The 26,227-nt window shown below is 60.7% G+C and carries 18 protein-coding genes and 3 pseudogenes; 10 read left to right on the plus strand and 11 right to left on the minus strand.

Translation table 11 applies throughout. The annotated features are described in order from the left end of the window. Nucleotides 1–232 precede the first annotated feature (232 nt). The 5 genes and pseudogenes from P9220_RS19395 to P9220_RS19415 all read left to right on the plus strand — a co-directional run. Nucleotides 233–598, plus strand: a pseudogene (locus P9220_RS19395) (Crp/Fnr family transcriptional regulator); the annotation flags it as partial. Nucleotides 599–1,110: 512 nt separating this feature from the next. Then, entirely contained in the window at nt 1,111–2,421 is a 1,311-nt protein-coding gene (locus tag P9220_RS19400; RefSeq protein WP_309766939.1) for an SGNH/GDSL hydrolase family protein, read from the plus strand. An 817-nt stretch (nt 2,422–3,238) separates the two neighbouring features. Next, nucleotides 3,239–4,399: an IS30 family transposase gene (locus P9220_RS19405; RefSeq protein ID WP_309766941.1), complete on the plus strand. Its 1,161-nt coding sequence runs from the start codon at nt 3,239–3,241 to the stop codon at nt 4,397–4,399. A gap of 358 nt (nt 4,400–4,757) precedes the next feature. Then, nucleotides 4,758–5,549 (plus strand): annotated as a pseudogene (locus P9220_RS19410) (AraC family transcriptional regulator); the annotation flags it as partial. Between the two features lie 100 nt (nt 5,550–5,649). After that, complete coding sequence (locus P9220_RS19415; protein WP_309766943.1) at nt 5,650–6,039, plus strand: cupin domain-containing protein; 390 nt, start codon at nt 5,650–5,652, stop codon at nt 6,037–6,039. A gap of 568 nt (nt 6,040–6,607) precedes the next feature. Here the strand turns inward: P9220_RS19415 and P9220_RS19420 are convergent. After that, nucleotides 6,608–6,985 carry a type II toxin-antitoxin system VapC family toxin gene (locus tag P9220_RS19420; protein ID WP_309766944.1) on the minus strand — a complete coding sequence of 126 codons (378 nt, stop codon included), beginning with the start codon at nt 6,983–6,985 and terminating at the stop codon, nt 6,608–6,610. Continuing rightward, nucleotides 6,985–7,218, minus strand: a complete 234-nt coding sequence (locus P9220_RS19425) for a type II toxin-antitoxin system Phd/YefM family antitoxin (protein ID WP_035970879.1) — start codon at nt 7,216–7,218, stop codon at nt 6,985–6,987. The genes P9220_RS19420 and P9220_RS19425 overlap by 1 nt, the downstream gene beginning before the upstream one ends. Before the next feature lie 1,416 nt (nt 7,219–8,634). Here P9220_RS19425 and P9220_RS19430 point away from each other — a divergent pair. The 5 genes from P9220_RS19430 to P9220_RS19450 all read left to right on the plus strand — a co-directional run bounded on the left by P9220_RS19430 (nt 8,635) and on the right by P9220_RS19450 (nt 12,438). After that, nucleotides 8,635–9,690, plus strand: coding sequence for a nucleotidyltransferase domain-containing protein (locus P9220_RS19430; RefSeq protein WP_309766946.1), 1,056 nt, complete (start codon nt 8,635–8,637; stop codon nt 9,688–9,690). Between the two features lie 210 nt (nt 9,691–9,900). Beyond that, nucleotides 9,901–10,176: a hypothetical protein gene (locus tag P9220_RS19435; RefSeq protein ID WP_309766947.1), complete on the plus strand. Its 276-nt coding sequence runs from the start codon at nt 9,901–9,903 to the stop codon at nt 10,174–10,176. 227 nt (nt 10,177–10,403) lie between these two features. Beyond that, entirely contained in the window at nt 10,404–10,556 is a 153-nt protein-coding gene (locus P9220_RS19440; RefSeq protein ID WP_309766949.1) for a DUF3717 domain-containing protein, read from the plus strand. A gap of 90 nt (nt 10,557–10,646) precedes the next feature. Further along, nucleotides 10,647–11,150 (plus strand): hypothetical protein, encoded by a 504-nt coding sequence (locus tag P9220_RS19445; protein WP_309766950.1) that lies wholly within the window; start codon nt 10,647–10,649, stop codon nt 11,148–11,150. Nucleotides 11,151–11,703: 553 nt separating this feature from the next. After that, on the plus strand, nt 11,704–12,438 hold the full coding sequence (locus tag P9220_RS19450) for a Crp/Fnr family transcriptional regulator (RefSeq protein ID WP_309766951.1): 735 nt from the start codon (nt 11,704–11,706) through the stop codon (nt 12,436–12,438). Nucleotides 12,439–13,296: 858 nt separating this feature from the next. Here the strand turns inward: P9220_RS19450 and kdpE are convergent. The 9 genes and pseudogenes from kdpE to P9220_RS19495 form a co-directional block, all read right to left on the minus strand. Beyond that, nucleotides 13,297–13,989, minus strand: coding sequence for a two-component system response regulator KdpE (gene kdpE / locus P9220_RS19455; RefSeq protein ID WP_309767230.1), 693 nt, complete (start codon nt 13,987–13,989; stop codon nt 13,297–13,299). Nucleotides 13,990–14,059: 70 nt separating this feature from the next. Further along, entirely contained in the window at nt 14,060–16,789 is a 2,730-nt protein-coding gene (locus tag P9220_RS19460; RefSeq protein WP_309766953.1) for a DUF4118 domain-containing protein, read from the minus strand. A 46-nt stretch (nt 16,790–16,835) separates the two neighbouring features. Continuing rightward, entirely contained in the window at nt 16,836–17,411 is a 576-nt protein-coding gene (gene kdpC, locus P9220_RS19465; RefSeq protein ID WP_309766955.1) for a potassium-transporting ATPase subunit KdpC, read from the minus strand. A gap of 47 nt (nt 17,412–17,458) precedes the next feature. Continuing rightward, the gene (kdpB, locus tag P9220_RS19470; protein WP_309767231.1) at nt 17,459–19,516 is read right to left on the minus strand and encodes a potassium-transporting ATPase subunit KdpB; all 2,058 of its coding nucleotides are present in this window, start codon (nt 19,514–19,516) and stop codon (nt 17,459–17,461) included. Nucleotides 19,517–19,602: 86 nt separating this feature from the next. Next, a complete protein-coding gene (kdpA, locus tag P9220_RS19475) occupies nt 19,603–21,411 on the minus strand; it encodes a potassium-transporting ATPase subunit KdpA (RefSeq protein ID WP_309766956.1) in 1,809 nt (602 codons plus the stop codon). Beyond that, a complete protein-coding gene (gene kdpF / locus P9220_RS19480; protein ID WP_309766957.1) occupies nt 21,408–21,503 on the minus strand; it encodes a K(+)-transporting ATPase subunit F in 96 nt (31 codons plus the stop codon). Before kdpF ends, kdpA begins: the two co-directional genes overlap by 4 nt. 527 nt (nt 21,504–22,030) lie before the next feature. Beyond that, a complete protein-coding gene (gene istB / locus P9220_RS19485) occupies nt 22,031–22,852 on the minus strand; it encodes an IS21-like element helper ATPase IstB (RefSeq protein ID WP_309766959.1) in 822 nt (273 codons plus the stop codon). Beyond that, nucleotides 22,849–24,346 (minus strand): annotated as a pseudogene (istA, locus tag P9220_RS19490) (IS21 family transposase). The gene istB and the pseudogene istA overlap by 4 nt, the downstream one beginning before the upstream one ends. A 1,232-nt stretch (nt 24,347–25,578) precedes the next feature. Continuing rightward, entirely contained in the window at nt 25,579–25,959 is a 381-nt protein-coding gene (locus P9220_RS19495; protein ID WP_309766960.1) for a hypothetical protein, read from the minus strand. Between the last annotated feature and the right edge of the window lie 268 nt (nt 25,960–26,227).

Genomic DNA, 26,227 nt, shown 5'->3' on the forward strand with positions numbered 1-26,227 from the left:
ATGAGTCAGCTGAACTTTTGTCGATCACATCGACGATGTCGTCCTACCATTCGGCAATTATTTTAGGCAAAATCGGCCGTGTAGCGTTATCACCGACTTCGTGGGGCGAAGACCTTCCGGTTGTATTTGTATCACCGCGGGACCGGCACCGCAGGGCACAATCGGCGCTGGATTCTCCGTTACTTGTCAGATCGGGTAATCGCCTTCTACCGAACGATTGATCTAACCCCTTCTGCGTCGCGTTACGCCGCGCTACATGCAGGCCTTGTTGATGCAAGTAGCCCAGACGGCGGCACCGTCACCATACGCTGAGAAAACAGCTTTGCCGTTGGCTGCTTATCCAATCAGACTGCACGCGGTCGGACGACATGCGAGCAACGCAGCAAATGATCGCTGACATGCTCGGCGTGCGCCGTGAAGGGGTTACCGAGGCTGCGGGGAGATGGCACGACGCCGGACTCATCCACACAGCCACGGTCGCATCAAGGTGCTAGATCGCGTCGGCCTGGAGGCAAGCGCGTGCGAGTGCTACGGCATCGTCAAGCGTGAGTTTGATCGGATGCTGCCGAGTATGCGCCAGGCGGAGGCGCTGGCGTGACGGAGGCGACGGCCTGCATCTCATTTGGTTGGCGAGGGCGCCGGCGATCCGATGCGCCCTTCAACGAAGGCCGATGCGCAGTCTTAGTCGTAGATGTCGGGACAATGTGATGGGACCGATTCATTCATCGAATGGCGTGTCGCAAGACTCGAACGCCGTGCGTCTGCATGTTCAGGCGGTGCATCTGCTTGCCACGTTGCGCGGAGAAGTCATCGGCGGGACGCGGCCGCGTTAGGTGCTATCAGCTGCAACCGCGCGTCGTAGGCGCTCCCGTGCGCGGCGGCCACCGTCACCGCTTAAAATTACAATGCTTTCACTGGTGCATTCGGCGAAGTATCAACGCTTCTTCGAGGCGAAATCGACAGACGCTCACAAGGACGAATTTGCCGCCCGAGCTCGGTTACGTAATCAAATACGGGTAAACGATCTTTTCTGTTATAAGCCCATGCACCATATTGGTTCGGTGTCCGACCGATCCCCGGCGTGACCAACAACGAGTCTGGAGAGCACGAATGCGAAATCGTTCACTTCCGAGGCTGTTTGCTCACGCGGTTGCGCCGCTATTGGCGATCGCAGCGCTGATGTCTGCGCCCGCTTCCTTCGCGCACGATCAGCGAGATGGCGATGTGAGCGACGGATGGCTATCGACTTGGACCGCGAGCGCGGACCGCAACAACAACATCACGACGCCGCAGAACTTCAATGCGGCGACGACGATCCGGCAGATCGTGCATACGAGCGTCGGAGGCAATCAGGTGCGCGTGCGGCTCACCAATGAGTTTGGTCAGTCGCCGGTCACCGTTGGCCCGGTTCACATTGCAGTATCAGCGGGCGGATCGAAGATCTACCCGAACACGGACAGGACTCTGACGTTCGGCGGTAAGACCTCCGTGACGCTGTATGCCGGCGCGCCGATACTTAGCGACCCTCTCGATATTACAGTCGGGCCGTTTGCGAACCTTGCGATCAGCCTGTTCCTACCGCAAGCGACTAAACTTGAGACCGTGCATCAGCTTGCAGTGCAGAACGCCTACGTATCGAGTGGCGACAACACGGCCGCGCCAGACCAGCCTTCGCCCAAGGCTTACACGAACCGCTTCTACTTGTCGGGCGTGCTCGTTAACACGCGCGGTCATACGGACGCCATCGTCGCATTCGGCGACTCCATCACCGATGGCTACTCCTCGACGGTCGACGCGAATCGCCGTTGGCCGGACAACCTCTCGCGGCGGCTCAACAGCGGACAGTCGCGTCACGGAACGGCCATTCTTAATCAAGCAATCAGCGGAAACAGAGTGCTGAGCGATGGCGCCGGGGTGAGCGCACTCGCACGCTACGACCGCGACGTGCTGAGCCAGCAAGGCGTCAAGTGGGTGATCATGCTGGAGGGCATCAACGATATCGGCTGGCCGGGCACTGCGCTTGATCCATCAGCGCCTCAGGCCACGGCGGAAGGAATCATCGACGGCTATAAGCAGATCATCGCACGCACGCATCTGCGGGGCATTCGCATCATGGGCGGCACCCTCACGCCTTTTCGTAATGCACTGCAAGGCACGCCGAACGAAGGCTATTACACGTCTCAGAAGGAAGCGGTGCGGCAGGCCGTCAACAACTGGATCCGCAATAGCCGCGAGTTTGATGCCGTTGTGGATTTCGATGCCGTGATTCGCGACCCCGCGCACCCAATCTCGATGCAGACGCAATACGATAGCGGCGACCATCTGCATCCGAACGATGCCGGGTACGTTGCGATGGCAAACGCGATCGACCTGTCGGTCCTGCGCGGTCGGGACAGGGACAGAGACAACGACCAACAATAATCCAGCTTTGCATCGTGCAGTAAGACCAAGGCCCCGCCACTAGCAGGGCCTTGGTTGTTCTTGAGGTGCCTGCTTCCAATTCGCGAAAGCGATCGCTCCGGGTGCCAACGGTTTCCACTTAGCGTTATATGTCGGGACGTTATCGAGAACACCGGCAATTCCGGCGAAGGCTGCGCGACCATGTAGGTGGCGAAAGTCGCCACCCAAAGCCGACGGTCGGCGCTTCGCGGTTCCAACGGCAGGTAAGACGGGAGAATCAAAGAGGATCTGAGAGTAATTCCAACCCAGGCCGGTTTCGCAAACCGTGCTCACGAACTTTAGCCGCTGATACAACTGACGGCTTGCGCCGTCGCGCTTATCCGTCGGCTCCGCTGGTTCAAACGGGACCTTGGTGCCCGCCGCCCTGAATGCCGCGGTCTCGACCTCGTGCCTCGGCGATGCAAAAAATTCCCGACGGCTTCTTGCAGTTACACAGATGAAAACTTTGCTTCAACCGTCGAAAGTTCATTGTTGAACAGCAAGTAATTAGGGGGCACCGATGGAGAGATTCCATGGCTAATTCCTGACGCATGAATGCTGGCTAAGGCCGAACCGCTGTTTCGGGAAGCCTTCAAGATTCTGCACTGTTGAAGTGCCGAGCGATCCTCATGGGGCGGTGTGCCCTTAGGATTGCTGATGAACTGCAATAAGGGGCGGGAAGTGCGACCACAGAAGCTACGATGTCGTCTGAGCGGAACCGATCAGCGTCCGCTACCTGTGGCGGATTCAACCGGTCGATGCAACACAATAGCGCTATGTAAGCGGCGGGAGTGTTGCGATGAAACAAAGACGCCGGATCTATTACAGTGAGAGTCAGAAAGCGCTGATGTGGGAGCGCTGGCGCGCGGGCGAGTCGCTTCAGCATATTGCGCAGCTATTCGATCGTAACCATTCATCCGTGGCGGGAATATTGGCGCAAACTGGAGGAATCCAGCCCCCACCGCGACGGCGATCGAGACAGTCGCTCACGCTGGCCGAGCGTGAAGAGATCTCAAGAGGTCTCGCAGCGGATGATTCGATCCAATCGATCGCACGGCGCCTGTCGCGAGCACCGTCTACGATCTGCCGCGAGATCAAGCGCAACAGCGGCGAGAAAGGCTACCGGGCGGACTGCGCCGATGAGCTTGCCTGGCAGCGGGCGCTGCGCCCCAAGGCATGCAAACTGGTCGCGAAACCGGCGCTGGCAAGAGTCGTGGCGGCGAAGCTGCAACTGCAATGGGCACCGCAGCAGATCGCTGGATGGCTAAAGCGAACATGGCCGGGTAACGAGGGTCTCCACGTGTCTCACGAAACGATCTATCGGACGCTTTTTATTCAAGCACGCGGCGCGCTGAAAAAAGAGTTGCTGGAGCACCTGCGGCGCACCCGTGCTATGCGTCGCTCGCGTCATCACACGCAGAAGACCGATGATCACGGTCGGATCCGCGATGCGGTTTCGATCAGTGAACGTCCCGCTACGGTCGAGGACCGCGCCGTTCCGGGGCACTGGGAAGGCGATCTACTGTGCGGCAGCGGTAACAGCCAGATCGCAACGCTTGTAGAGCGACACACACGCTATGTGCTGCTGCTCAAGATTGACAGCAAGGACAGTGAAACCGTCGCCAAGGCGCTCATCAAACACGCCGGCAAGCTTCCGCAAGAACTCTACAAATCGCTCACCTGGGATCGCGGCACCGAGATGGCGGGACACAAACGGTTCACCATCGCCACTGACATCGCCGTATATTTCTGTGACCCCAAGCATCCGTGGCAACGCGGCTCCAATGAGAACACGAACGGGCTGTTACGACAGTACTTCCCAAAGGGCATCGACCTGTCGGTTTATTCGCAAGCCAAACTCAATGCCGTGGCGAGAAGGCTGAACGAGCGCCCGAGAAAGACGCTAGATTACGAGACACCAGCTGAACGATTCCATCAAGCTATTGCATCGACCGGTTGAATCCGCCGTCTGGAGCTGACTCTCGAAAGTCCATGTCGCCGGCGGACATGAATGTCCGGATGTGGCCGATTGGGTGAAGTCACCAATGGCCGCTTTATGGCAATCCATTTCACAGACCCTCGATTCGACCGACTGACCGCTTTGGAGACGGCCGTCTGACCGGAGTGGGTCGGACTGAGTCCGTCGGCGCTTCGAACTGATCGCCGCAAAGCGGTCATTGGTATTTCGCTTCCTGACAGCCGGTCGTCAACGGGTAGCGCCGGCCGCCTCGTGCGACAATCCGGTTGGCCCTTGCGCGTCGACCGCGCGTGAGCGCCAACGATGGATTGCGGTACGTCACACCATCTCGCCATACATCATGAACCGACAGACACCGGCCTTGCCCGCCGACTGGGTTAGGCGCGCCGAGCCAATAGAAGGCGTCGAGCGAATCGAAGCGCGGTTTCACGGCAGCGCTTATGCCATGCACCGCCACGACACCTATGCAATTGGCCGCACGCTCTCTGGTGTCCAGAGTTTCAGCTATCGGGGCAGCCAGCAAAACAGCCTGCCGGGCAACACGCTCGTACTCCATCCCGACCAGGCTCACGATGGTCAGGCAGGCACCGAGGAAGGGTTCCAGTACCGGATGGTTTACGTAGAACCCGCACTCCTTCAGGATGTGCTCGGCGGGCGAGCGCTGCCGTTCCTCGAGGGTGGCGTGACGACCGATCCGCGCCTTGCGGCTGCGACCGCGACGTTGCTGCAGCACGTGCGCTATACGCTTGAGCCGCTCGAACAGAGCGATGCGCTTGCCGAATTGGCGAATGCCCTTGCCGCTGTCGCCAGTTCGTCCGCGCCAAAAGCTAAAGGCGACTTCCTCGCTGCGCGGCGCGCACGCGAGTATCTGTGCGCGAATTGGGCGCGCATTGTCACCCTCGACGAACTCGAATCGGCGACGGGCCGGGATCGCTGGAGCCTGTCGCACGACTTTCGTACGTTCTACGGCACCAGCCCCTACCGGTATCTGACGATGCGGCGCCTCGATGGAGTACGTCGCATGTTGCTGACTGGCACCCCGCTCGCCTACGCTGCTGCAGCCGCGGGTTTTGCCGACCGGAGTCATATGACGCGACACTTTACAAGGGCATTTGGAATGACGCCAGGTCGCGGGCGGCGTGCGGCGCGGCTAAAGAGCACCCACGATCGTTCAATACGACCGCAAGGCGCATGCGTACACTCAGCGCATCCACCTTTAAACGGAGAGAACGATGTCCCAATCCTTGCACGATCGCACCGCGCCGGTCACCCGCGGCCAGTGCCAAACCATTGATCTGATCGGCAAGATCGCGCAGATCAACGGTCACTGGCAACAGCGCGTCGTCGCTGAAATGAACGATTATCAGTTCAAGGTCGTAAAGGTCGTAGGCGAATTCCAGTGGCACCGACATGCAGAAACCGACGAAGCGTTTATCGTCCTCGAAGGCGAGCTACATATCGATTTTCGGACGGGGCCTTCATGCGATGGTTCGATCGTATTGCGTGCCGGACAGCTGGGCGTGGTGCCGAAGGGCGTCGAGCACAAGCCCGGTGCGAATGCAGAAGTCAAGCTGCTGCTTATCGAGCCGCGAGGGGTAGTGAACACGGGCGACGGTGCCTAAGGCGAGCGTACTGTCGCAAACGACCAGTGGGTTTGAGCCGCCCACCCGGGTATGACCAATGAGATCGGCGAACGAATGCGGGCGCGTTGTCGCCAATTGGACCCGCCATTTCAACGGCCGCTTGCGGCCGGGTCGCGGTAGTGCAACGGCAATTACGACGCCGAGAACCGGTCATTGAGCAATGGCGCTTGAGACCGTGGCCTTAGAACTGGACGATGCCCTCGACCGCCCGTTTGTGGCCGGATCGCAAGGTGTCACGGCTAGCGGTGCCTAGCGGTGCGCATTTCCAACTTTGGCACCCGATCAAAAAACGACACGCTTAACCGCGTTCGCAGAATCGGTGATGTCACGCCCGAAACCGGCGACCGTGTTACAAGCAGTCAAGCCGATCACAGCCGCTATCATCGTCAACACGACTACATAACGCCCGACCATTTCCTTCTTCCTCATAAGTGTCTGTAGATAGAACGCGCGTCCGCTGCGGCGTTAAGTGGTATCGCCATTGGTCCTCCCGGTTCTTGCGGGTGCGAACCGGCTTGCCTGTGATGCCGTCTGTTTTCCGTGCCCATCATGCTCGAATGATGAGATCCGTGTACTTCGCGACGTTGTCGTCGTCGCTAAGCAGGCGCAGTGGCTCCGTGATGGCTTGTGCCACGAGCATCCTATCAAACGGATCTCGATGGATATCTGGCAGCTCGCGAACTGTTGCAGCGTGCGCCGCTGTTACTGGTAGGTCGCGAAACCCGGCGTCCTCCATGCGCGTGACTAGCTCCTTCACATCGGCGTCGAGCTTCCCGAGTGCAGCCTTGATAGAGATCTCCCAAATGCTCGCAGCGCTGACGAACACGGCGTCGGCGCTGAGCATCGTTGCTTCGGCACGTTTGGAAAGCCTTTTATCGCCGCTCATCGCCCACAACAGAACGTGTGTGTCGATCAAAAGACGCATCAACGGCCCTCGAATGTCGCCAAGACCTCGTCGGGCAACGGCGCGTCGAAGTCGTCAGCAATTTTGATTTTTCCCTTCATCAAACCGAAGCGGAGTTTCGGCTTTTGCTCCACCGAAACTAGGCGCACCACCGGCGTTCCGGCCTTCGCAATCACGACCTCTTCGCCGCTAACGGCTGCCTCTATGAGACGCGACAGTTGCGACTTTGCTTCATGGATATTCACGGTCTGCATGGATCCTCCGTTGGTTAGCTTAGTCTAGCCAACTGGGGATCGGACTGCAACGCGCTCGACGCACCAGGTGTTCTGAAGCCGGACCTAACTCAGACGAGGAAAAGGGCAAAAGACGCGTGAAAAGACGCACCTTTCGCCCGCGCAAGAAGGAGCAGTTCGGTCTCATCAGGTTTTGGCAGCTTCGTCAGCGAATGACGCGGCCAGTGCAACCCGGGTGCCGCCGGCGGCAAGTTTTTCCTAACCGCGGTAGCGGTCTGGGTCTCTGGTCGGGGTCGAGCGCTATCGCGAACATAGGCCCGAACGACGCGGATTATCATAATGGCAGTTATCGCACGACCGTTCGTTTACGGCACGGCTTGTCAGCGTCGGATAGTTTCCCCGGGGAAACTGACTTTCAGTTTGTCTACTGACCCATAAAAGTTTCACCGGTGAAACTGGCTCGGTCGCATAGATGCGGTCCGACGCTGCAGCGGCATGGACCGCCTGCGCGCGAAGTGCATCGATGGGTGTGCCTCGCGGGACACTACGAGCTTCACTATGGGGTGCTGCCCGCCTATGCGGAAGAACCCACTGCTATTGCAATCCTTCGCGTCTGAGACACCCGAAAAGACCGTCAAGATCGCCGCCCCTGCGGTGCGCCTAACATTCGCGCTCCGGACCTGGTCCTGCCCTCGGAGCTTCATGCCTTTCAACAATCTGCGTTGCGGCCGCGTGGCGCTTCCTAGCCAACGTAACGTAGATCCTAACGAACGCTTGAATGTTGGGAAATCGTTCGTCGAACGGCTCTGGCGGGAGCGCGAGGCCGGGTGAGTCGTCGTCGATCTTCGCGAGTCCGCTGAGCAAGTCGGCGACCGCGGAGAACTGATGGTGCATGACATGACAGCTATGCAAGAGTTGCTCAAGCCGCCTGCGCCAATAAACAAGCGGCAGCGCAGAGTTTGGCTCCTGCAAGACCGCTCCAATAGCAAGTCGAATATGGGAGATATCGGCGTCGATCACCCGGAGTTCGAATGCCCTTAAGCGGTCAGTGTCACGGGTGTCCCTGTCTCCATAACGGCATGGGTGCGCGACTGGTGAAGCGCGACTGAAATCGATGGGATCGCCGATTTGCGGAACGCCGCCGCTGTTTAGGTATTCACTTCCAAAACGTACCGATTTTCACTTCTTCGGACGGGCGAGGGCGCCGATTTCGCCTCCCGCAGCTAATGAACCGAGCGTGCCGACGAATGCCCCTTGCGCACACGCACGACGGACTAACAGTGCTGAGCCGTGCACTCGCCCGCGAGACTGCTTTGCGCTGCGGGGGCGCCCGATGCGTCGAAGAGGACGCGCCGCGCGCGCGTTACTATACTAAAAACGAAATGTATAACAACACAATTACTATACAAAACGCGTTTTGTACAGTAATGTCCTTCGATGAACCCGCTACTGCACACCGAACTCTCCCTCGGGGCTCAAACCGCATATTCTGAGCTCTTCGAGCAGACCCGCGTCTTCGAACTGGAGCGGCTCGCGGGACTCAAAGGCTCTTTCGGGAGACGCAATATCCGCGGCCGCGAATACGCCTACTTCAGCTTCAAAGACATCGACGGAAAGCTCCGCATGGCGTACGTCGGCCCGATTGATGATCGGATAAACGCCCTCATCGAGCACTTTGAGCAGGTGAAGGCCCCGAAGAAGCTTGCGCCTGTCGCGCAAGCGGCGATCGCGCTGGGCTGCACGGCTGTCGTCCCGAAGCACTTCCGCATTCTCAAGCAGCTTGGGAATTACGGCTTCTATCAGGCCGGGGGGGTTCTGATCGGCACGCATGCCTTCGTCGCGATGGGCAACCTGCTCGGGGTGCGTTGGACACAAGCCAACCAGACGTTGGACATCGACTTCGCGCACGCGGGCAACAACATCTCCGTCGCGCTGCCGGCAAGCATGAACATCTCCGTGCACGACGCACTGACGTCGCTGGAGATGGGCCTGCTGCCGATCCAGCAGTTCGGCGGTCACGCCGGCGGTCAGTATCAGAACCCCAAAGATCCCGAGCTTCGACTGGATTTCGTCACGAGTCGGGGTCGCAATGACGAGCCAGTCGTCATGAAAGACCTAGGCCTCACGCTCGAACCGCTGCGCTTTATGGAGTACTCGTTGGAAGGCACGACGCAAGCCATCGTGCTTAGCCGTGAGGGGTCGGTCATCGTGAACATCCCGGCTCCCGAGCGCTATGCGGTTCATAAGCTGATCGTTCACGGTCTCCGGCCCCTTGCCGAGCGACCAAAGGCGGTGAAAGACCTTGTTCAGTCCGCCGCGCTCGCCCAGTGGCACATTAAGAACGGTCAGCAGGAGGTGTTCGCAGCCGCCTGGGCAGACGCGGTGGCTCGCGGTCCCAGTTGGAAGAAGCACGCCACGGCCGGCCGCGACGCGCTGCTTCAGCGTTATCCAGACCTTGCCTCACCCTCATTGTGGGAGATGCCGCCCGGATGACGCCAGCATTACTGGCTACCGGATGGCGTACTTGCGCCCTGTCCGCGTCCGACCGGGGACAGTACGAAGCCAGGCCACGCGGCAGCGGGCAGGAATGGGCATGGCAAAGGTGCGCGGATGCAGCGGCCACCGATGCGATGCCATGCGGCACCGTCCTTGTACATCGGCAGAAAGAAGTAAGACAGGCGTGCAATCGAGGACGATCTCGCCTTGCGCGTCGCAGCGGAGGTCAAGGGCGACCTGCTCTGCGAAGGCTACTTCTTCGTCGAGGGCGGCAAAGACGCGCACGAGGATGTGGCGTTCCCGCTTGTGCACGCAGTCTCTGCTATCAGCGAGCATTTCGGCGTCGACGCCGAGACGTTGGAGCGCACGCTAGAACCCGCGAACGTGGCGGCGCTCAGCTTCGCAAGGGACGCGGAACTGGCTTCGTTCCTTAACGACCATCCGGAAATTAGCCGGCGCCGAAGCAATCCGCGAAAAGCATAGAAACGTGCAGGCTGTGTTGGCTGCGGAATTGGCCATCGAGTTGCGAGGCGAAGTAAGGCACTAGCACCGTGCCGCCCAACGCTTAAGGCCAAATGAGCGTCGGTGACGCCCGCGCGTCCAGCCATTGGCCACTCGCCCGACAAACCATCACCGCCGCCGATCGCTGACAACGCGAGGGGCAGCGAAGAGTATCATCCGCGTTTGACCGAGCAATGGCAGCCGGCAGGATGGACGAGTACACAATCACTGATATTGAGAACGCCATCAACTACTGGCGATCGCGGCAGGCGGCGACGGATGACTTCGCGGTCTGCCCAAGAGCAAGGGTACTGGCCGACGCCTACGGAGCGATGATCTATCATCAACGGGATCGCATTTAAGCCAGAAACCTGACGCCAGAGCAAAATGAAGCGATAGGTCTTGCGCTCGCCCAGAAGGAACTTTTTTGATCCCAACGAGAGGGAGCAAACATGTCGAACGCCGTTAGCGCCTTGGTGTGGGTCGACGCTGTCGCCGGTGGTGGCCGCGTCGAAATCTATTCGCGAGAGGTGTCCAGGGCGGACGCGCTGCGCATGTTCGCCTCAGCCAGCAGCGACACGCGGGCTTTTGAGGAAGACCTCACCGACTGGGTGGCAACGGAGATAATCGGCGACGTTCTATACGCGGGCTATTTCTGCCCTGAGAGCAAAGGCTTAGACGAGGAAAAGCAAGTCTCGTTCGCGCTCATACATGCTTGCGACGCCATCAGCAAGCATTTCGGCATTGATGCTAGAGTCCTCGAAAGCGCATTGCGGCCAGAGAATTTGGCGAAGTTGGTCACCGCACGGGACGCAGACATCGCATCTCTTGTCCATGATCTTCCCGAACTCACGAAGGACGCCGAGGCCGTGCGAGAAAAGCATGCGTCCGTGCAGGCGGCGCTTGCCGACGAACTTGCAAAGGCCATCGCTGCTGGCAAGATCACGTCCCACTGAGCGTCCCAGGCGACGAGGACCGCACTCGCACCTGGGCTGTGCAAGTTTCTTCTCCTGTTTTGCATCTTCTATCGACGCCGCGCTATGGGGACAATTGTCGAACCGATCCAACGCGCTGACGGCTAGTTCAGCTAGTTCGACGCGGCGCCCGTCCTCACCAGTTTTGATTCCCGGCTGCAACGTTTTGCGATTTGCCCCTTATGGGGAGATCGTTCTTCTCGAGTGTCTAAGCAGACCGTCGTCGCAAACGTTAAAATGCCGGGCGACTTTTTACAATACGTTCATTCGGCCCGGATGGTCCCAATCTGTTGGTTTCATAGCTGAATCGAAAGTCACTGGCGCGCCCCGTCGCATTCCCCTCGCCGGTCATTTGGTATGAGCGTTGGCACAGCTCTCGCTTATGTATGACCACGCACAAAATAAACAGCCAGCACTGTCTGCGAGCGGGCAGCGCGAGGGTGCATGGGGCCGGCCAGTCCTTCAGCGAAGTAAATCACGATCGGGAATCGGGCCGGAAAATTAGAGCGCAACGCGCATAGACCAACGAGAGAGTATGTTGACCCTTCAGTCGGACCTTCACGGAAATTACTTATTAGGCGCACTTCCCAGAAATGAATGGCAGGCGATTGCGAGCGACCTAGAGCTCGTTCAACTGCGCGCGGGGCAATTGCTTTGTGATTCAGGCAGACGCATCCATCACGTCTACTTCCCCACTACCAGTGTCATCACGCTCCTGCACACGATGGAAGATGGTGGATGCGTCGAGGTCGCTGCCGTCGGCCGGGAGGGAATGACAGGTGTACCGGTGCTGACGGGCGGCGACACGATGCCAACGCGCGTTCAAGTGCAAAGCGCAGGGTCCGCTTATCGTATGAGCGCCAACGCGCTGCGTGAGCATTTCGGCCGTTCGGATCTTCTGCGGCGCGTGACGCTGCTCTACATGCAGGCCTTGTTGACGCAAGTCGCCCAGACGGCGGCATGCAACCGTCACCATGCGCTGAGCAAACAGCTTTGCCGTTGGCTGCTTATCCAATCAGACTGCACGCGGTCGGACGACATGCGAGTGACGCAGCAAATGATCGCTGACATGCTCGGCGTGCGTCGTGAAGGGGTCACCGAAGCCGCAGGGAGATTGCACGACGCCGGACTCATCCACAACAGCCGCGGCCGCATCAAGGTGCTAGATCGCGCCGGTCTAGAGGCAAGCGCTTGCGAGTGCTACGGCATCGTCAAGCGCGAGTTTGATCGAATGCTGCCGATTATGCGCCAGGCGGAGGCGCTGGCTTAATCCGGGCGAGGACCCGTCTTCTGATTGAAATGGCAGGGGCGCCGACGACCGAATACGCCCCTTCATCGATGCGTTACGCTGAAACGTTCCTGGTTGAAAATGCCGGTCGGGTGTGACACGCGCTTTTGGACGTTATCCGGAGCGAACAACGAGGAACGCGAGAAGTCCTGCGCTTGACAACGCCAGCTAGTCGCTAGCCTATGTAATGAGCCGCGCAGCCCCTGTTCGGCCATTTCGAAGGAGAGTCAGGATGGGCTTCAGTGTCGACGCAGGGACTATCAAATTCGAGCATACTCGCCGTGGCGTCAACGCTACCGCGACGATCGTGGCCGAGGACGGGACTCAGGCTGGTCAGATTCATGATGTCGCGAGATGATTGTCACGGACGTCATGTTTGTGTCGGCCGAAGCGCGAATCGCATTTGTTGCGGAGGCCCGACGCGTGAATCCGGTAGTTCTTGGTCGCGCCGACCACAGCGACGATGTCATTGCATCGGAGTACGCACGAATGCTTCTCGCAGAAGCGGACAAGGTCCTACTCTAGTATGTGACCGTCTCCGCATCAGCGGTCTTTATTTGGTGGCGCACTCGATGGGTCCGGTGGCCCGCACTCCATTCTTGTACGGCAGTACCTCCGCTGGCCGCATATCGTGGCGCAGCCATTGTCGGAGGTTGGCAGCGCGAAGACGACTAGTTGCATCCTATGCAGCGTCGACTGAGGAGCAGCCATTGATGTCGGCGAATGGCTGAAACCGACCCGTTACCGCCGCTCGCAAGCCGTATTTGCAATGGCCGTTGTCAGTAGACTTCCAGCCGTTTCTTATGCTCGGCGTAATCTCTTCCACTCGCGTAACCGCGCTTAAGAAACGCCGACCAGGCGATAACCGACGCCCGTCTCAGTGATGATGTGTTCCGGCTGCGCCGGATCGCGCTCGAGCTTCTGCCGTAAATGCGCCATATAGATGCGCAAGTAGTGGTTACTCTCGACGTGCGACGGGCCCCAGACGTCGTTAAGCAGCTGCCGGTGCGTCAGTACGCGACCTGCATGGCGCACGAGCGTCGCTAATAGCCGATATTCGAGCGGCGTCAGATGGACGGCCTCGCCGTCACGCGCGACCTGACGCAGCGCCAGATCGACGGAAACACTTCCGAAATGCACTTGCGGAACTCCCCCGGCGTCATTGCGCCGGCGCAAATGCGCGCGAATTCGCGCGAGCAGTTCCGATATGCCGAAGGGCTTCGTCAGATAGTCGTCGGCACCCGCATCGAGCGCGGCCACTTTTTCGTCTTCCCGGCTGCGCGCCGACAGCACGATCACAGGCAATCCGCTCCAGCCACGCAGTTCGCGGATCAGGTCGATGCCGTCGGTGTCGGGCAAGCCGAGGTCGACGATAACGAGATCCGGTTGGCGCGTGGCCGCTTCTATCAACCCCTGTTTGCCCGTCGGCGCGTCGTACACGGTCATGCCTTCACCCTCGAGGGATGTCCGCACGAATCGGCGAATCTGCTGCTCGTCTTCGATAAGTACGACGGTGATGCTCGCGGCGCGCATGGGCAATGGTGGTCCGTTTGATTCGTTGTTCACGAAGCCGTGGTTCGTCGCCCGTCACTCTGGACGTCAGCTATTCGAGCATGTCCGGCATGGCGGGCGGAGTGTCGACCGGCAGCGTGAACCAGAAGCGCGCGCCTTCCACGCGCCCATCGGCGGCGACCCGGTTGATCGCGCCGATTTTACCGCCGTGCGCTTCGGCGATGGCGCGGCAGATGGCGAGCCCGAGCCCGACGCCCGGCGTCGACGATTCGCTATCGCCGCGCATGAACTTCTCGAAGATGCGGGTCTCCAGGCCGAGCGGCAGGCCCGGGCCAGCATCGTCGACAGTCACGCGCACATACGGCTTGCCGTCTTCTTCGATGCGCGCAGCGCCGATGGTCACCGGCGTACCGGCCGGCACGTACTTCGCCGCGTTTTCCAACAGGTTCGCGAAGAGGCGCTCCATCAGCACGGCGTCGAACTGCAGCAGCGGCAATCCAGCAGGCAACACCACGCGAACGGGGTGCCTCGCGAGGGTGCGCCGGCAATCGCGCAAAGCCGACCCGACCGCCTCCTCCAGCAGCGACCACTCCAGGTTGAGCTTCGGACTGCCCGCCTGCAGACGCGCCATGTCGAGCAGGTTCGTGACGATCGCCGTCATCCTCGACGCTTCGTCCTGGATTGCATCGACCAGTTCGTTCGATGCCTCAGTGCGCTGGTCTCGCTGCGCCGCGAGCATCGAAGACAAGCCGACGATTGCAGTGAGCGGCGTGCGCAAGTCATGTGAAATGGCCGAGAGAAGCGAATTGCGCAGACGCTCGGATTCCATGCTGACAAGGGCATCCTGTGCGATTTCGACGTAGTGGACGCGTTCGAGCGCGAGCGCAATCTGTGACGCGAAGGTCGCGATCATCCGGCGCTGTTCCGGAATCGCAAGGTCGAAGGCGCTGCGAGAAGAAAATGCGAGTACGCCGCGCGTGCGCATTGGCGCTTTGAGCGGCAGATACAGGGCTCGGGCAGCCGGCAGCGTATCGGTGCCCAGACCTGCCGGTTTCTGCTGGTCGTAGACCCACTGCGCAATGTCCAGGTCCAGTTCCGACTTCAGGAGCGTCGAGTCGGGACTTGCGTCGTCGACCTTCTGCTGTACCTTTTCGCCGCTGTCCGGCAAGAGGATGGCCGCGCGCGCCTGGAACACCTCGGCAATATGCCGCGTGCCGATCTCGATGATCTGCCCCGTCATGAGCGCGGCGGCGAGTTCCTTCGTCATCGCGTACATCGCGCCGGTGCGGCGCTCGCGCTGCGACGCGATACGCGCCTGGCGCCGCAGGCTGGACGTCAGATGACTGATGGTCAGCGAGGTGAGCAACATGACCGCGAAGGTCAGCAGATACTGCGTGTCGCTGACCGAGAACGACATCACCGGCGCGACGAAAAAATAGTCGAACGCGGCAACCGAGAAGAAAGACAGCATCACGCCGGGTCCGCGGCCCAGTCGCACCGCCGCGAAGACGACGCCGAGCAGATACAGCATCACCAGATTCGTCACCGCGAACTCGCGGGAAGCGAGCGCGCTTGCGACGAGCGTGATCCCCGCCCCGATCGCAAGCGCATAGCCATACACGCGCGGCGGCGAACGCATGCCTTCCTTGAGCGCACCGAACGTGAGCGGCGGCTTGTGGCTTTCCCGCGTGCCTGTCGATATCAGCGTGACGTCAATATCAGCCGCCTGCCGGATGATGCGTTCGCTCACGGACCGGTCGATATAGCGCCGCCAGCCTTGCATGGAAGGAGCGCCCGTGACCAGTCTGGAGACGTTGCGCATGCGCGCATAGTCGATCAGCGTCGCCGCGGCGTCCGCTCCGTCGAGGGCGACCGTTTCCGCGCCGAGTTCGGACGCGAGCTTGAGGGCATCGAGCGCGCGGGCGCGGTCGTCCGCGGCAAGGCGTTGCAGCTTCGGCGTTTCGACGTAGACCGCGAGCCAGTCGGCCTTCAGCGCGGCCGCGAGCCGCGCCGCCGCGCGAACCAGCGCCGCGCTTTCCTTCCCCGGTCCGACGCAGGCGATCAGCCGCTCGCGCGCGCGCCAGATGCGTTTGATGGACTGATCGGCGCGATACTCGCGCATCTGCGCATCGACACGATCGGCCGTGAGACGCAGCGCCAGTTCGCGCAGCGCGATCAGGTTGCCTTTGCGAAAGAAGTTGCGCACCGCGCTCTCGGCCTGCGCCGGCAGGTAAACCTTGCCGTCGCGCAGACGGTCGAGCAACTCCTCGGGCGGCAGATCGACGAGCGTCACGTCGTCGGCCAGATCGAACATGCGGTCGGGCACCGTCTCCCACACGCGGATGCCGGTGATACGCCCGACAATATCGTTGAGGCTTTCAAGATGCTGCACGTTGACGGTGGTGTACACGTCGATGCCCGCGTCGAGCAGTTCCTGCACGTCTTGCCAGCGCTTCGCATGGCGCGACCCGTGGACGTTCGAGTGCGCGAGTTCGTCGACCAGCAGCAGTTGCGGCTTGCGCGCAAGCGCCGCATCGAGATCGAACTCGGGAAGGAGGCGTCCGCGATATTCGATGCGCGCCGCCGGCAGCGTCTCGACGCCGTCGAGCAGCGCGAGCGTCTCCTTGCGTCCATGCGTTTCGACGACGCCGACCACCGCGTCCACGCCCTCTTCCTTGCGCCGCCGCGCTGCCTGCAACATGGCGAAGGTTTTGCCGACGCCCGCGGAAGCACCGAAGAAGACCTTCAGCCGGCCGCGCTGGCGCTTCTCCTCTTCGCGTTGCAGCTTGTCGAGCAGTTCATCGGGGTCGGGACGGTTCATCGTTCTCGCTTATCCATGCATTGCGTGCTTGCCGACTTGAATCGGCTCAACTCCGCGCCGCATCGAGCGCGAGGTTGAGCTTCAGCACGTTCACGCGCGGCTCGCCGAGCACGCCGAACTGGCGCCCAGCGGTTGCCTGCGCGACCAGCGCCTCGACTTGCGGCACCGTCATGCCGCGCGCCTTCGCCACGCGCGCCACCTGATACGCGGCCGCGGCCGGGCTGATCTCCGGATCGAGGCCGCTGCCCGACGACGTTACCAGATCTACCGGCGGCGGTGCCGCGTTGTCGGCGTCGGCTGCATGCAGCGCGTCGATGCGTCCTTTGATTTCTTCGGGGAGCGAGGGGTTGGTCGGCCCGAGATTCGAACCGCTGGAACTGCCCGCGTTATACGGATTCGGCGTGGTGGCCGAGAGCCGTCCCCAGAAATAGCTGGGCGCATCGAACTGCTGGCCGATGATCTCCGAGCCGTAGGTCTTGCCGTCCCTCTCGATCAGACTGCCGTTGGCCTCATGATGAAACGCGGCCTGACCGATCGCGGTGACGACCGCGGGATAGATCAGCCCCGTCATGACCGTCAGCGCGACGAACAGCACCAGTGCCGGGCGAAGTAGGTTTTTCATGATGTCGTTTCCTTGATTGCCTTGAACGTGCGACATTCGACCGATGCTCAGTTCCAGCCCAGCGCCGTGATGACCATGTCGATTAGCTTAATGAACGGGAACGGCAGGACGATACCGCCGAGACCGTAGACGAGCAGGTTGCGCCGCAGGAGCGAAGCCGCGCCGAGCGCGCGATACCTGACGCCCTTGAGCGCGAGCGGAATCAGGAACACGATGATCAGCGCGTTGAAGATCACCGCCGACAGGATGGCCGACGAGGGCGACGCTAGATGCATCACGTCCAGCACGCGCAATTGCGGGTAGGTCGTCGCGAACGCGGCCGGGATGATCGCGAAGTACTTGGCTACGTCGTTGGCGATGGAGAAGGTGGTGAGCGAGCCGCGCGTCATGAGCATCTGCTTGCCGATCTCGACGATCTCGATCAGTTTGGTCGGATTCGAATCGAGATCGACCATGTTGCCCGCTTCCTTCGCCGCCTGCGTGCCGGTGTTCATCGCGACGGCCACGTCGGCCTGAGCGAGCGCCGGGGCGTCGTTGGTGCCGTCGCCGGTCATCGCCACAAGCCGGCCTTCGGCCTGATGCGCGCGAATCGTCGCGAGCTTCGTCTCTGGGGTCGCTTCCGCAAGGAAGTCGTCGACGCCCGCTTCCGCTGCGATCGCGGCCGCGGTCAGGCGGTTGTCGCCCGTGACCATCACGGTCTTGATGCCCATCTTGCGCAGTTCGGCGAAGCGCTCCCTGATGCCGCCCTTCACGATGTCCTTCAGCTCGATTACGCCTAGAGCGCGCGCCTTGCCTTCGACATGTTCGGCGACCACGAGCGGCGTGCTGCCGCGACGCGCGATATCATCGACCGCATTCAGCACTTCTTGAGGAAAGCGTCCGCCGTTCTGCTCGACGTACTTCTTCACTGCATCGGCCGCGCCCTTGCGGATCTGGCGATTGGGCAGATCCACGCCACTCATGCGCGTCTGCGCAGTGAACGACAGGAAGGTTGCCTGCAACGCGTTCATCTCGCGCTCGCGGATGTCGAAGCGCTGCTTGGCCAGCACGACGATGCTGCGGCCTTCCGGCGTCTCATCGGCAAGCGACGAGAGTTGTGCGGCATCGGCCAGATGGCGCTCGTTCACACCGGGCGCCGGCGTGAACGACGACGCCTGCCGATTGCCGAGCGTGATGGTGCCGGTCTTGTCGAGCAGCAGCACATCGATGTCACCGGCGGCTTCGACGGCGCGACCGGACGTGGCGATCACGTTGGCCTGCATCATGCGGCTCATGCCGGCCACCCCGATGGCGGAAAGCAGACCGCCGATGGTCGTCGGAATCAGGCACACGAGCAGCGCGACCAGCGCCGTGATACTCACGACATGCCCCGCTTTGGCGGACTCGACCGAGAACATCGAAAACGGCAGCAGCGTAGCCGTGGCGAACAGCAGCACGAGCGTCAACGCGACGAGCAGGATCGTGAGCGCAATCTCGTTCGGTGTCTTCTGACGCTTGGCGCCTTCGACCATCGCAATCATGCGGTCGAGAAACGCTTCGCCGGGATTGACCGTCACCCGCACGACGATCCAGTCGGACAGCACGCAAGTGCCGCCCGTCACCGACGAGAAGTCGCCGCCCGACTCTCGGATCACCGGCGCGGATTCACCGGTGATCGCCGACTCGTCGACGGACGCCACGCCTTCTATCACCTCTCCGTCGGCGGGTATCACGTCGCCCGCTTCGACCAGCAAGACGTCGCCCTTGACCAGATCGGTGGATGTCGTGATGCGGATCGGCGACTTGGGATGAGGCTCGTTGAGCTTCTTCGCCATCACGTTGCTCTTGGCGCTGCGCAGCGACGCCGCCTGCGCCTTCGAGCGGCCCTCGGCGAGCGCTTCCGCAAAGTTCGCGAACAGCACCGTGAACCACAGCCACAGCGCGATGGCGACAATGAGGCCGGATGGCGCTTCCGCCCGGCCGCCAAGCGCCGCGATCCACAACACGGTCGTGAGGATGCTGCCGACATACACGCAGAACATCACCGGATTGCGCAACTGCGTGCGCGGCGCAAGCTTTCTGAGCGAATCGACGATCGCCGGCCTGACGAGCGCCGGGTCGAACATCGAAGTGACGGCCGTGCGTGCGTGCCCGGTGTTGCCCGGACGATGCATCGGCGTTTGATTCGGTTGATTCATGCTTTCCTAGAAACTCAATGACCCGAGACCATCGCGATGTGTTCGACGATGGGGCCCAGCGCGAGCGCGGGAATGTAGGTGAGCGCGCCGACCAGCAGCAGCGTGCCGAGCAGCAGCACCACGAAGAGCGGGCCGTGCGTGGGCAACGTGCCGGCCGTGACGGCCAGGCGCTTTTTTGCGGCGAGCGAGCCTGCGATGGCGAGGATCGGAATGAGCGATCCGAAGCGGCCGAACCACATTGCCATGCCGAGCATCACGTTATAGAACGGCGTATTCACCGAGAGGCCCCCGAACGCACTGCCGTTGTTGTTGGCGGCGGAGCTGAACGCGTAGAGCACTTCGGAGAATCCGTGCGCCCCCGGATTGGCGATGCCCGCGGTGCCGGATGCGGTCAGCACCGCGATCGCCGTGCCGGCGAGCACCAGCATCGGCGTGAGCAGGATCACGACCGACACCATCTTCATTTCGAACGACTCGATCTTCTTGCCGACGTACTCGGGCGTGCGGCCGATCATGAGACCCGCGACGAAGACCGCCAGCAACGCGAACGCAAGCATGCCGTAGAGACCCGAGCCGACGCCGCCGAAGATGACTTCGCCGAGCTGGATCAGGAGCATGGGAACGAGGCCGCCGAGTGGCGTGAGCGAATCATGCGTGTTGTTCACGGCGCCGCAGGAAGCCGCCGTCGTCGCAACAGTGAAGATGCCCGACTGCGCGATGCCGAAGCGCGTTTCCTTGCCTTCCATGTTGCCGCCTGCCTGCAACGCGGAAGCCGCGGTGTCGACCTTGAGCGACGCGAAGACCGGATTGCCCGCCTGCTCGGAGGCGATCTCGCTGCCGCACGCAACCGCGAACGCGATGGTCATCGCGGCGAGCACGGCATAGCCTTGCCGTTTGTCGCCGACGGCGCGTCCGAACACCACGCACAGCGCCGCCGGGATGACGAGCATCGCCAGCATCTGCATGAAGTTCGAGAGCGGCGTCGGGTTCTCGTACGGATGCGCCGAGTTCGCGTTGAAGAAGCCGCCGCCGTTCGTGCCGAGCATCTTGATCGCTTCCTGCGAGGCGACCGGGCCCATCGGAAGCGTCTGCTTGTCGGCTCGTGCATCCTGCCTCACCGGGTTGCCGCTGGCGTCCTTCATGGGATTGCCCTCTGCGTCGGTCTTCGGCGTTCGATACGTCGTGACCTGCAGCGTCGGCACATCCTTGTAGGCGGTGAAATTCTGGATCGCGCCCTGGCTGATGAACGCGACCGAGAAGACCACGGCCAGCGGCGCGAGGATATAGAGCGTCGTGCGCGTGAGGTCGACCCAGAAGTTGCCGATGGTCTGGGCCGTGTGCCGCGTGAAGCCGCGAATCAGCGCGATCACCACGGCGATGCCCGTCGCTGCGGACACGAAGTTCTGCACCGTGAGGCCGAGCATCTGCGCGAGATAGCCGAGCGTGCTCTCGCCGCCGTAGTCCTGCCAGTTCGTGTTGGTCACGAAGCTGACGGCAGTGTTGAAGGCATCATCCGGCGTCATGCCGGCGAAACCCTGCGGATTGGCCGGCAGCAGGCCTTGCAGACGCAGCGTAGCGTAGAGCGCCAAAGCGCCGATTACGTTGAAGAGCATGACGGCCAACGCGTAATGCTTCCAGGACATTTCCGCTTCCGGATCGACGCCGGCCAGGCGATACAACACACGTTCGACAGGCCGGCCGATTTTGCGCACGACGACGGACGAACCGTCGAGCACCCTGGCGATATGCCGGCCGAGCGGAATCGAGAGCGCGATCAGCACGATAATGAAGATCGCCGTCTGCATGAAGGTATTGGCGTTCATTCGAGATCCTCCGCGCGCAAAAGCGCGTACACGAGGTACACGAATAGCAGCAGCGTCGATGCTGCGGCCAGCCATATCATCCAGGCGCTCATGGACGGACTCCCGTCGCGCGGCGGCCCAATCGCTCGCAGCCACTCGTGAGCGCCACGCAGAATCCCCAGAACAGGACGATGCCGGCGAGATACATGAAGTCCATTTTGTCGTGTTCCCTTGTGCAGTTCAGGACAAGCTGGAGAGTACGAAAACGGATGTAAAGGCCGTGAAAAAAGTGATGCAGACGATATAAAAAACTTGTAAAGGGCTACTAGAACTTCAAATATGAGAGGCTTTCTAGCCCATGCCGCTGTGCCGTTGTTGGATCGGCGAACGGCCGTTTGTTGACCAAAATCGCCGGCCGAATGGCGGCAACTAAGCATGAGCGAATGACGGAAAGTGGCCGTTTCCGGCCCGGCTGTGGCAAGTCGAAATCGACATCAGCGTCGGTTGGCTCGCGATAGTAAGGCGAGAGTTAGGAAAAACGTCCTTCGCAGATAGCACTGCTCGATGTGTAGATTGTCAATTACGATGGCCGCCCGGGCGACAACTATCTTGGCCGGTCGATGGGGTTAGTTGTCGCTGCTCACCTCGGCATAGTTGTCGCTCCTTCCGATTCGGGGTGGTGTAATTGACGCCGTCGCGCGCGCTTGTTGTCGTCGGCACTGCGACGCCGGTAGCTTTCGACGTTCAGCTCGAAGATCGTCGAGTGATGGACCAGTCGGTCGATGGCGGCCACCGTCATTGAGGGATCGGGGAAGACATCATTCCAGCCAGAGAACGCTGCGTTGGCCGTGATCAGAAGGCTTCGACGCTCGTATCTTTCTGCGATCAATTCGAACAGCACGCTCGTTTCGGCTTGGTCCTTTCTTACGTACGACAGGTCATCCAGGATGATCAGATCGAAGCGATCGAGCTTGGCGAGCATCGATGGCAACTGCAGGCTTTGGCGTGCCGCCTGCAGCTTCTGCACGATTTCGCCGGTGCGAGTGAACAGCACCCGGTATCCGGCGTCGATCAGCGCATGACCAATGCCGGAGCCTAAAAGACTCTTCCCGGCACCCGGTGGCCCAAACAGTAGGATCGTGGCGCCTTTCTCGAGCCACGAGTCGCCACTCGCAAGCGCCATTACATGTGCCTTTGAGACCATCGGTACCAAGCCGAAGTCGAAGGCCTCGAGCGTCTTGCTTGGATCCAAACGCGATTCGACGCGATGCCGCTCGATGCGCCGTTTCGCGCGCTCGGCCAGTTCATGCTCGAGCAGCGCGCCGAGCAGGCGCGTCGATGGCCAGCCTTCTTTATCGGAGCGCTCAGTGAACTCAGCCCATAGCCGCGCGATCGTCGGCAGGCGCAGCTCGGTGAGCATCAGCCCCATACGGGCGGCATCGTAGATTGCGGGCGCGTTCATACCGATGCCTCCTCGTCAAGCAGCGTGTCGTAGAGAGCTGCCGTCGGCATGTCGACAGCCACGTCTGGGCATTGCGGCTGCCGCGGCGCGAATTCATTCTGTAGTTGCTCGAGATCGGGCAGCTCGCCGACGGCGAGCAAGGCCTCGAGCCGCCCAGCAAGAACGGCCTCAACTCCGTGATTTGCGGCCAGTTCGAGTAAGCCGACCATGGTCTTGCAGGCTTCGCGCTGCGTGAGCCGAGCCTCAAGCCGCTCCCACGTCCGGCGGTACGCCTCGCGGGAACAGGTCGTCGCGAAACGCCAGCCCCTTGAACGCCTGGGGCTTGCGTTTGAGCGCCTCAATGAAGTGCCGGTAGTCGAGCTTGCGACGGCGGCTATTGGCCGCATGCGAGCCGCGTACTGTGCTGTGCACGAGCGCGCCGGACAGATAGCAGTCGAGGTGATCGGCAAAGACGCGCACCTTCAGACGGTGGCCAATCAGGCGCGACGGTGCGCTATAGAGAATGCCCCGCACGGTGAAGGTGCCACAGCGTGTCACGCGTGCTTCTTCTTCGATGAAGTCGGTCGTGCGATGTGCGGGCAGATCGCGCAAATGTTCGCGCTCAGGGTTGAACGCCGCTGCGTTGCGACGGTTACGGCGCATGACGACGTCGCGAACGAACGCCTCATACGCAGCACGATCGTCGAAGTCGCGATGACCACGCAGCATTAGCGCCTGATCGATCGCCTCCTTTAGATGGCGGTGCGAGGATTCCACACTACCGTTCTCATGGGCCACGCCGACGTTATTGCGCGTTCCGACCATGCCGTAATGCATCAGCAGTGCGTCATAGCGAGCCGTGAAGTCCTCTTCAGTCTGCAAATTCTTGAACGCTGCCGATAGGCTGTCGGTGCGATGCTCATGCGGGCAGCCGCCGGCCTGCCACAGTGCATTCTGTAATCCGGTGGAGAGGGCCTCGAAACTCTCACCACCTTCGAGAACATAGGCGTATTCCCAGTGCGAGAACGCGAGCACGAAGTGATAGAGCCGGTGATGGAGGGGCGCGCCCGCGACCGTGACGCGCAGATCCCGCATGTCGGTGAAGTCCGAGAGCCCCTGCACGCCGGGCAAGTGCTGCTGCGGGAAGAATATCTCCTTGTCAGGTCCCTCGAGTGCGCGCCATTTGTTGACGCGCCGTTCGAGCGTACGCCGCATGCTGTCGGGGAAGAGGCCGGGATGCGCCTCCTGCAGCTTGGACAGCAGCGTGATGGCCTTGAGCCGGGGCGCGTGGCGCAGCAATGGCACGACCTCGCTCTCCCAGACTTCCGCGAACGGATCGGCACGTGTACGCCACGTGCGTGCTGGCTTCTGCGACGGCAGACGGCCGTCATGCTCGATGCGCCGGGCCGTGCGAACGCTCATGCCCGCCATCGCCGCGGCGACTTCCTGAGTGTGATGTTTGCGCGCGCTCATATAGAGTCGGACCTGCTGGTCCGTCACGTAGGTTCCAGGCATGGCTGTTCGCTTCTTGTTCGACGCGATCAGCCATCGTAAAACCCCGCTACTCCGGCGCCGCCGGTAGTTCGTCGTCTCCGGCGGCTACGCCGCCTTCGAATCCTCACCACCGGCCAAGGTAACTGTCAAAGGACCGGCCAAGATAATTGTCGTTCTTCATCGATGAGCTAATCATGAGTTCCGAATACACTCACAATTTTTGGCGTCGATACGCAGCGGCCCTTAGGGACACAATCGGTTGATGCCTTGTTGCGACATGCGCACACTGCACGGAAAAGATCTTCGACTCTTTGGCTGACGGACTCCCTACGCTCAATTGTTGGCTTCATTATTACAGTCGAAAGATGACCACGGTCGGCACGCGCCACGCACGCTGTCTTCGGCGCTGACCCGCACTTAAGTAGGAAGTCCGAAATCGCTCTCGGGCGATACCTGCAACCACTCGCCAAGTGTCTCTCGGACGCATCGCTGGCATAAATCCAGGGAAATTAAGTGACCGTCACCAAAGATCGAACCGTAACCGCCCCGGAACGAGATAGAGAGTCGTTCAAGCCATTCCACGCTGTCGTCCTCCGGTAACATCCGCCGCTTACAGCGGTCGCAAATGCAAGCGGCGACTTCTACAACCGTCTGATTCCGAAATTCAAGCATCACTGCCTCGTATCGAAAATTAACTGTACTCGTACATTGCGACCACGCGCACACTCTCGTTAGCCGTCTTGAGTGCGGCACCGAACAGGGCCGTGCCACGTGTGTTTTCGAAAAGGTCGAATTCCTTAAGTTGTGGCCACTCCGACGCGGCGCTGTCACCTCCGATCAACAACTTTCAACCAAGCGCCAGCACGAGATTTCGGTGTATCCCTAACAGTGCGCCTATCGCTTCGTATTTGCTCCTCTTAACGGGTACTCATACTTGCCGCCAGCAAACTGCGCTCGTTTCAAGAACGCCAAGCTCGTGCTTCGGTCACCGAAATCGCTGCGCCTCACTTACGCTACCAAATTCAATGACCCTCACCCGATGACGAGTTGGCTTGTTGGCCCAACGCTAGGCGTTGTTGCAACTCTCACTCATCTCGTCACTTGATCCTAAAGCTTTTCACACTTTACGATGAAACCCATTTGTCGCATTTTCGGGAAGTCCCACGAATGATGAGCACTGCCTCTTGCACATACTCCACCGCAGAACGCTTATGGTCACGCGCCGGCCGCACGCCCGCGACTTTCGCCACTTATTATCCTTTTGCTTTGAGAAAATCTTCCACCACCTGATGATCGACGTATCTACCGATTAGAGCCTGCTGCAATTTACCAATTGAGCTATAAATCATTGTGAAAATTGCAGCAAGCAACCGTAACTCAGTATCTCGATTATTCTCATTAGGTTCCGTTTCACAGTCAACGCGCCGGGCGTTCCTGCCTAGCGTGGCGAGCATGTCGAGCGCCAGTTCGCTGTTCCGCTGCAGTTCGGCCAACACGCCCTCCCCTGGGTGAAGCTGGCCGAAATAAATACGTTTGATGTGCGGGCCGATCTCGCGATCGCCCGATAGCGCCATCTGTCGGCGCATCGCCGCTTCTTCTTCCACCGTCAGCCGAACACTCAATACTTTAGTCATACGCCCTCGCCCTTGTATAAAAAGCGATTTTAGGCCCTTTCGTATGACACGGGAAGCGCTTTTTGTGGTGTCGAGGCCTCCGGTGTCCTTGCTGGGCAAGGCTTTGTAGCACATCGCGAGAGGTGCGTATGGTGTGTGTCTCTTAGGACCCTCTTCCACCCTCGGATTTATCTCGCCAAAGACGACTCCTGAACCGACCAAGTCATCCATAAGAGCGTATTTCGACCGTTTCTGGGAAACGTCGCGAACCGACAACACGTCTGCAATC

It is taken from the genome of Caballeronia sp. LZ016 (assembly GCF_031450805.1).
Classification (GTDB): Bacteria; Pseudomonadota; Gammaproteobacteria; order Burkholderiales; family Burkholderiaceae; genus Caballeronia.